Below are 7328 nucleotides of genomic sequence, written 5' to 3'. Positions count from 1 at the left end.
AACATTACGTTAGACGGAATTTACGCTGAGCTTAGTGCTTAAGGTTCTGTCTATGTACCGCCCCAAAAACCTGTCCATGCCAATCCAGACAGAATAAACAACAACAGAACGAGCGATAACACACCTCCAATGTTCGCATGCAGATCACGCATTAAAATACGCGTTCCTGAACCAAATCGAAGCTTAAGAAAACCAGCGCGGCTCGCGTTATCTCTAGGTAACCATAAGTAAATACCACTGATGAGCAACAGAATAGACAAGCTTATTGCGACTTCAATTAGATAATCACCCCAATCACCAATCAACAAAGTGCCGTGAATGTCATTCGCGAGTTGGTACAGGCTGTCGCTACGCGGAATCTCTCCGACCACTTCGCCCGTATATTGATTTACCGTGGCGAAGACCGATGTGCCGTCTACAAGTGCTACCGAAAAGCGGTTAGCCAGATCAGGAGCTTTGCTCGGAACAAACTGGGTAACCGAACCTTGTGGGTATTGAAGTTGTACTGCAGCTAACTGTTGTGACACTTTAATCGGCTCGCCCGATGCAACAATCTCTAGGGCTTCGTGGTGGAAAGTCAATTCGATTTCATCATCAAACAGCATCACCAAACCTGTAATGCTCAGCATTAACATAAACGGGATAACAAATAGCCCAGCATAGAAGTGCCAGCGCCATGTGAGGAAATAGAGGGTTTTATTGCGGTCTTTGCTTTTTATATTGGTTTCCGAACCGGTTGTTGCACTGCTTTTAGACTGCGAAGTTGCTTGTGCTTTCGCAGGGGTTTGAGATTCATTTCTCAACATTATAATTTCCTTTGACACACGCAAACATACCTTCTGAAAAATCAGAAAGTAATCTGAGCATGTTTAACTTTACTTAATACTTTATTTTTTAATTATTTTAATGGGTTAGGTTTAAGCAATAACAAAGGGAGGGCCGCGCGGGGCTTGCCTCGTGTAGCGTTCGCTTAGAGCCAAAAAAGCGTAGCTGTCGGAGACAATAGAACTCAGTCGAGTTGTCAGTAGTGTAGTGGGAAGTTCATCTTGGTGAAACGTGGAAAAATGGCTAAACGGACACGGCTTTCCTTTATGAGTATTAGGTTCGCCTTCTTCGATTTGAACCAATTCAAAGCCATTGACCGTACATAACGACGCCCATACTCCCGCACTATTACCATGAGCATTGATAACAGGCATTAATGTCACTAGCGCCCAGCTTAATGCTGTTGCAAGTAACATGAAGAAGTTGAACGAGGTTCGGCGCATTATTCCAAGTCTTTATAAATTTCCCTTATTATGAGGGACTTGGAATATAGGTAAACGTAAAGATTAACAGCAAGTTAAAAAATTGAAGCTAACGCACACTCTTTTTCGTTAAATACTGGTTACAACACTAAAGCTAAGAAAGTAATACTCATCTCTTTGCAGCAGGCTTTCGATAAAAGAGACAATAAAAACGCCGCCTTACACCTTCCTCGAAAGAGGGTAATGTAAGGCGGCGTTTTAGAAATCGAATCTTGAGGTTTGCTCTTTGTTACCTATCTAGCAAACGTTCATGATTAACGAATTAACCGAAGATCTTGCTCCAGATGCTTGGGTTACGCTTCTCATGGTACTCTTCACGAAGGCAATCAATAGTACGAAGTTCTTGCTGTGTCGACGCTAAGTCACCTTGGTCTAGCTTCTGCTCAATGCTATCCAGTGATGCACTGATCTTTTTGAAGCCTTCCATGAAGTTGTCTTCTTTCTCGACTGGGTAAACACCCGTTTTCAGCTCTGCCACTAGCGTATCTAAACGAACGATAGGCTTTTGCATCTCTTCAATGCTTTGAGCTTCTGCCGCTTGTTTGAACGCAAGCTTCATTTCTTGCATGTTTTTCTTAAGGTCTACATTAGCAAATGCGTTGCCAGACAATACTGAAGCAGCGATTAAGCCAGATAAAAGGATTGAGCGAGTTTTCATTGTTTCTCCAAGTGAAGCGGTGTCTTTGAAGTTAGAGCCGTCATTACTGTGGCACTTCGACTTTATTATTTTCGGCTAGTGTATACAAAAATCTTTCAGGCACAAAAATTGATTGTGTCGAAATGCAAACCCGCCGACATTCTCTTAAACAAGATCTGAATATTCTGGGATTTCATTACGACCGCGCAAGGCCAAAAAGGCTAGGAACTGCTTTGGCGAATGGGTAATCACTTTACTCGAATCTACGCCCACTTCATCTAACAATGCGGCGACTAAGTCTAAGCCACCGACATCTAAACAGAAATGCGCATCGCTGCCTGTTGTAATAAATGCACCCTTCGCTTTCGCTATTCTTGCAATCTCATAGCAGCGGTCAACACTGCCAACTCGGCTATTGCCTTTGAGTGTGGTGTTGTTGATCTCAATCGCCACGTTGTTCTCAACCGCACATTGAATAACGGCTTCGAAATCGAAATCAAAATTAGGATTGCCTAAGTGACCAAGCGCATCAATTCGACCGCCCTTAATCACATTCAACAATGCTTCTGTATGGGTAGCGACATCCGATGGGCGAAATACTGGCTCATGAAAACTCGCGATCACCCAATCCAAGTTCTTATCCACACTCGGATGAATGTCGATTTCACCCTGTGTGTTCATGATGTTTGACTCAACACCTCGAATAATTGCGACATCTTCAATAAAACGAGGGAGCACACGCTGATTGCTGAAGAACCAATAGTGTGGCGCGCCCGGCATTGATTCTGAATGATCAGTAGTACAAAACATGGCTAAACCATTTTGCTTTGCCGACTTGGCGTTTTCGATCAATGTGCTGTAAGCATGACCACTTGCGTATGTGTGGGTGTGAGTATCTACTTTGAGTTCCATGAATCAATGCCCTCTTCGCTCGGTCAAAATACGTTTTTCAGAAAGTAACTCTGAATCTCTTTCAGGAAAAGAATACTTCAGAAAATGAATGCCTAATGGCAACAATTCGGCCAGTTTATCAGCTGAAAGTGACAATTAGCACCCTAACATAAAGGTTTATTACTGGTTCATTTACACGACACGGGAATACGTGGCTAACCAGAGCCAGCCAGCGCTTGGCCTTATCTAAGTCGAACCGCACACACTCGGTAATTGCGCCAATTTTTTGCAACCTACCCAAGTTCGTCAATACTTAAACCAGTCTACAAACCAGAGTGTTAGATGAGAAGAAGACGATATCCGCTGAGTATCCACATCACTAGCCTTTTCCTAATTTTGACAACACTTGTCGGTGCGGTATTGATTTCGATAAGTTATCGGCACTCCCAAGAGCTGCTGCTAGGCACAGTGCGCGAGATCAGTAATGAGCACCGCGACAAACTGGAATCAGTATTTAAACAAGCCATTGCCCCTGTTATCACAACCTTAAATGTGATGGCGGTGAGCCCGTTTGTTGCTCATCAAACTTCCGCTGTCGAAAAAGACTCTTGGCTTGCTTCGGTCGATATCATCTTCAAGCAAAACACCAATTTGGTCGCTCTATTTTATGGTTCTGAAGATGGTGACTTCAGAATCTTTCGTCCATTAAGCACCAATAAACAGAGAGCCGAAAACAGCGCGCCCGCTAAAGCGACCATGATGGTCAGCAGCACCAATCTAGACGGTGAAAACTTTATTACCTATCTTGATGGCGCACATCAAGTGATCAGTACTCGACAAGCAGAGAGTAAGTTCAACCCCACCACTCGTCCTTGGTTTCGTAACGCAAAGCCTGATGGCTCAATACAACTCTCTGAGCCCTATCTATTCTATTTCCTGCAAACCAATGGCATTACACTCTCTAGGCGTTCTGCCGATGGCAAGCATGTGGTTGGTGCCGACTTTACGTTGAGTTCCCTCTCTTCTCAGATCAGTGAATTAGCTTATTCTCCGCAAACCCGACTCGCCTTGTTCGATCAACATTTTAATCTTCTCGGTCAGCATCAACTTGAGCTATCAGTACCCAAGCCTGACTCCCAATCTGATGACACAAGTAAAACTGAGCAAACGAACAACCAAACGACGGGGAATCTCTCTGGCAGTGAGCAAGACCAAAGCTTCTTTAATGTGCCCAAACGTGAACAGATGGAAGCATTGAAAGCGTCCGTTATTGCGCCGCTTATCTCTGATGAAGAGAAGTTTAACCTCAATCTAAAAAACGTTGAGTACAACTTAAACACTTGGGCACTAACGCTAACGCCGGTTCAACTGACTCAAAATGTCACCTTATACTTGGCAGAAGCGACGCCACACAATGAGCTGCTCGCTGATCTTATCTCGATGCGAGACAAGCAAGTTGCGGTCGCGATTGGGATGTTGTTCATCTGCTTCGCTATCGTATGGTTTGTTGCTAATCGACTGTCTCAGCCGCTCAATACGCTGATGCAACTCACCGACAACATCGCTCGGTTCGACTTCAGGCGTACTCATTATCCCAAAAGCATGATTCAAGAAGTGGCTAACCTCGCCCACTCGATTGAGCTAATGGAACACACGCTTCATGATCTGATTACCCTACTTCGAGACACCGCCGGGAATCAGGAGTTTTCGATCTTAGCCAAGAACATTGCTCATCAAAGCTATTTAATTACCAAAGCAGAAACCATTGTCCTTTTCACTCAATCCAAAGAGAAAGACGTGTTTGATACGGCAGCCAACCTTGCCATTCTTCCTTTTAAGGCCGACATCAATGACTTCATCAAACACACGCCTTGGTTGCTGTGTCAGCTTAAATCTGGTGAGACGATCCATTTGAACAGAGAAGACAATGTTCTCAACTATTACCAAGATTCGATCTTCAATTCAGACCTGTACCTATTTCCACTATTAAACCGAGAGAAACTGTTGGTAGGGATTGTGGCAATTGGCTATGAGAGACCAATTACCGAGATGCAGGCAGACAAGCACGCCTTTTTAAGAGAGTTGCTCAGCTTTGCGGAAATAGCGAAAGACAACATCGACCAAATGCAGCAACAAAAAGACATGCTTAATGCCTTTATTGAGCTGATTGCATCGGCGATTGATACCAAGTCACCTTATACGGGCGGGCATTGCCAACGAGTGCCTGAGCTCACCAAATGGCTAACTCAAGCAACCATAGATGATGACCGCTATTACCCGCAATTCTCATTGGACAGTAAACAGTGGGAAGAGTTGATGCTCGCCGCTTGGCTTCATGACTGCGGCAAGGTGACCACGCCTGAATATGTGGTAGATAAGGCAACAAAACTGGAAACCATTTACGACCGAATCCACGAAGTGCGAATGCGTTTTGAGTTGTTGAAACAGCAAGCGGAAACCGATTACTGGAAAGCGATGGCGAACGGTGCACTACAAGAAGAACAACTCAAAATACTCGAACAAAGCCTGTCTGAACTGGATGAGGAGTTTGCCTTCGTTGCTGAGTGTAATCTTGGCGGCGAATCTATGACGGAAGAGCAGCTAGAACGCTTAGATCAAATAGCCAAACGCCAATGGAAACGTACACTGGATGATCAATTGGGTTTGTCTTGGTCTGAAAAAGAGAGATTTAATACCCAAAAAGAGTCGGTTGAGAAAGAGAGAACTGAGCCAACAAGTCAGGAAAAGGGTTTGCCTGTCATGGAGCCTCTGCTTGCAGACAAACCGGAGCATAAAATACCTTGGGACAATGGCTTTAACCCTGCCGATGTATGGCAAGAAGCGTTTGTACTTAAGCCCGGAGAAGTTAAATACAACCAAGGTGAACTGCACAATTTGAAAGTACGCCGTGGTACGCTAAACGATGAAGAACGTTTCATGATCAACGATCATATTATCCAAACCTTCACCATGCTCAACAAGTTGCCTTACCCGCCTTACCTTCAAAACATTCCGGATATCGCCAGCGGACACCACGAACGTATCGACGGTAAGGGATACCCAAGAGGCTTAAACGAAGACCAGTTACCTCTGCCGTCCAGAGCAATGGCAATTGCTGATGTCTTTGAAGCGCTCACCTCTAGTGATCGCCCTTATAAGAAAGGTAAACTCTTAAGCGAATCACTCAACATCATGACCGACATGGCCACCAGCGGTCATATCGATCCCAAGTTGTATTTACTGTTTTTGGAAAACAAAATCTACGATAAATACGCTGAGCGATTCCTAGAAATGAACCAACGCTGCGAGATTGACCCGCACGAACACATCGACCGAGTAAAAGAATACATACGCTCATTGTTCTAAGTTTTAAATTAACCATTCAGAGGATAAGCCATAACTCAATGGTTAGCTTTTAGCTGCCGACTCCAATACCGCAACGTCCACTACAGTCGCTACAGCCACTGTGGTGTGCGGTTTTTGTTTGGCTTTCGCCTTGCTGTGTCTTTTTACCAGCAATGTATTGGTGATGCTCGCCACGACAATCAGGTTAATGCCAATCATCTGCTGTGTAGAAAACACATCATCAAAGAACAAGCCCTGCCAAAGCGCGCTAAACAGCATGTTAGTAAAAATCAGAGGTGCCAACTGGGAGCCACTGTCTGCAAGCTTATACGCCTTGGAACGGAAGATTTGGGTATTGATGGTAAACAGTGCAAGACCAAGTGATCCGAGAACAATCCAGCGTAAATCGTCAAAAGACAGCAACGCCGACAAGGTTCCTTTCTCTGCACTTTCAAGTACATCAGGCACCGCAGAAACAGAAGTAAACACCACCATTGGTATCACAATAATTGCCGCAACTAAAAAGGTCCACGCGTTAAGCTCTGCCGGAGTCAGGCTGGTTTTAGACGCTCGGTACAAACTCACTTGCGAGCCAGAATTAAATACCCCCGCGAGAAGCCCAAGCAGAAGCGCAGGTCTAAAGAACTCCGAACCCAACTCAAACTGCGACCAATCCCCCGCCATCATCACTACGCCAACAAAGGTGACAGCTAAACACACTATCGTCGTTGTATGAATCTTGGTTCTAAATATTAACTTTTCTAACAATGGAATAAACAGAGGCCCCGTACTGAACAACACAACCCCTTCAACAAGCGTTAAGGTTTGCAGTGAAGTAAGGAAACACCACTGACACGCCACCATAAAGATCGCCCGCATCACCAAAGGTTTCCACATTTCTCGTGTCGGCTTGCTGATTTTGTAAAAGGTCAGGAAAAGAAATAAAAACAGACTGGGTAACAAAAAACGCACAAAACTGAGTAACGAAGTGGGCATCACTTCAGATAGATACTTGGCCATCAAGCCACTTAAAGACAAACTGAACGTCGACAACAACATGAAAGTCGTTGCCTTGGTAATATCAGACATAATTATCACCTCCTATGACATCTATTTTAGAGGCGTGACGTAATGAAAAATAGCGAGTA

At 44.5% G+C, this 7328-nt stretch carries 5 protein-coding genes and 1 pseudogene; 1 reads left to right on the top strand and 5 read right to left on the bottom strand.

Annotated elements, in window-relative coordinates; all coding sequences use genetic code 11:
- Positions 1 to 56: 56 nt before the first annotated feature.
- The 4 genes and pseudogenes from ACED46_RS04500 to ACED46_RS04485 form a co-directional block, all read right to left on the bottom strand.
- Positions 57 to 806 (bottom strand): annotated as a pseudogene (locus tag ACED46_RS04500) (PepSY-associated TM helix domain-containing protein); the annotation flags it as partial.
- Between the two features lie 111 nt (positions 807 to 917).
- Positions 918 to 1268 carry a hypothetical protein gene (locus tag ACED46_RS04495; protein WP_017064798.1) on the bottom strand — a complete coding sequence of 117 codons (351 nt, stop codon included), beginning with the start codon at positions 1266 to 1268 and terminating at the stop codon, positions 918 to 920.
- 301 nt (positions 1269 to 1569) lie between these two features.
- On the bottom strand, positions 1570 to 1965 hold the full coding sequence (locus tag ACED46_RS04490; protein WP_371720978.1) for a cytochrome b562: 396 nt from the start codon (positions 1963 to 1965) through the stop codon (positions 1570 to 1572).
- Between the two features lie 144 nt (positions 1966 to 2109).
- Positions 2110 to 2856 carry a phosphatase gene (locus ACED46_RS04485; protein WP_017059533.1) on the bottom strand — a complete coding sequence of 249 codons (747 nt, stop codon included), beginning with the start codon at positions 2854 to 2856 and terminating at the stop codon, positions 2110 to 2112.
- Between the two features lie 321 nt (positions 2857 to 3177).
- On the opposite strand from ACED46_RS04485, the gene ACED46_RS04480 reads away from it, so the two are divergent.
- Positions 3178 to 6201, top strand: a complete 3024-nt coding sequence (locus tag ACED46_RS04480; protein WP_371720977.1) for an HD domain-containing phosphohydrolase — start codon at positions 3178 to 3180, stop codon at positions 6199 to 6201.
- Positions 6202 to 6243: 42 nt separating this feature from the next.
- On the opposite strand, the gene ACED46_RS04475 is transcribed toward ACED46_RS04480, so the two are convergent.
- Positions 6244 to 7269, bottom strand: coding sequence for a DMT family transporter (locus ACED46_RS04475; protein ID WP_371720976.1), 1026 nt, complete (start codon positions 7267 to 7269; stop codon positions 6244 to 6246).
- Positions 7270 to 7328: the final 59 nt, after the last annotated feature.

The organism is Vibrio sp. 1S139 (assembly GCF_041439475.1).
GTDB classification, from domain to species: domain Bacteria; phylum Pseudomonadota; class Gammaproteobacteria; order Enterobacterales; family Vibrionaceae; genus Vibrio; species Vibrio crassostreae_C.
Note: the sequence above shows the minus strand (reverse complement) of the source record. Positions and strands in the feature narration are given on the sequence as shown.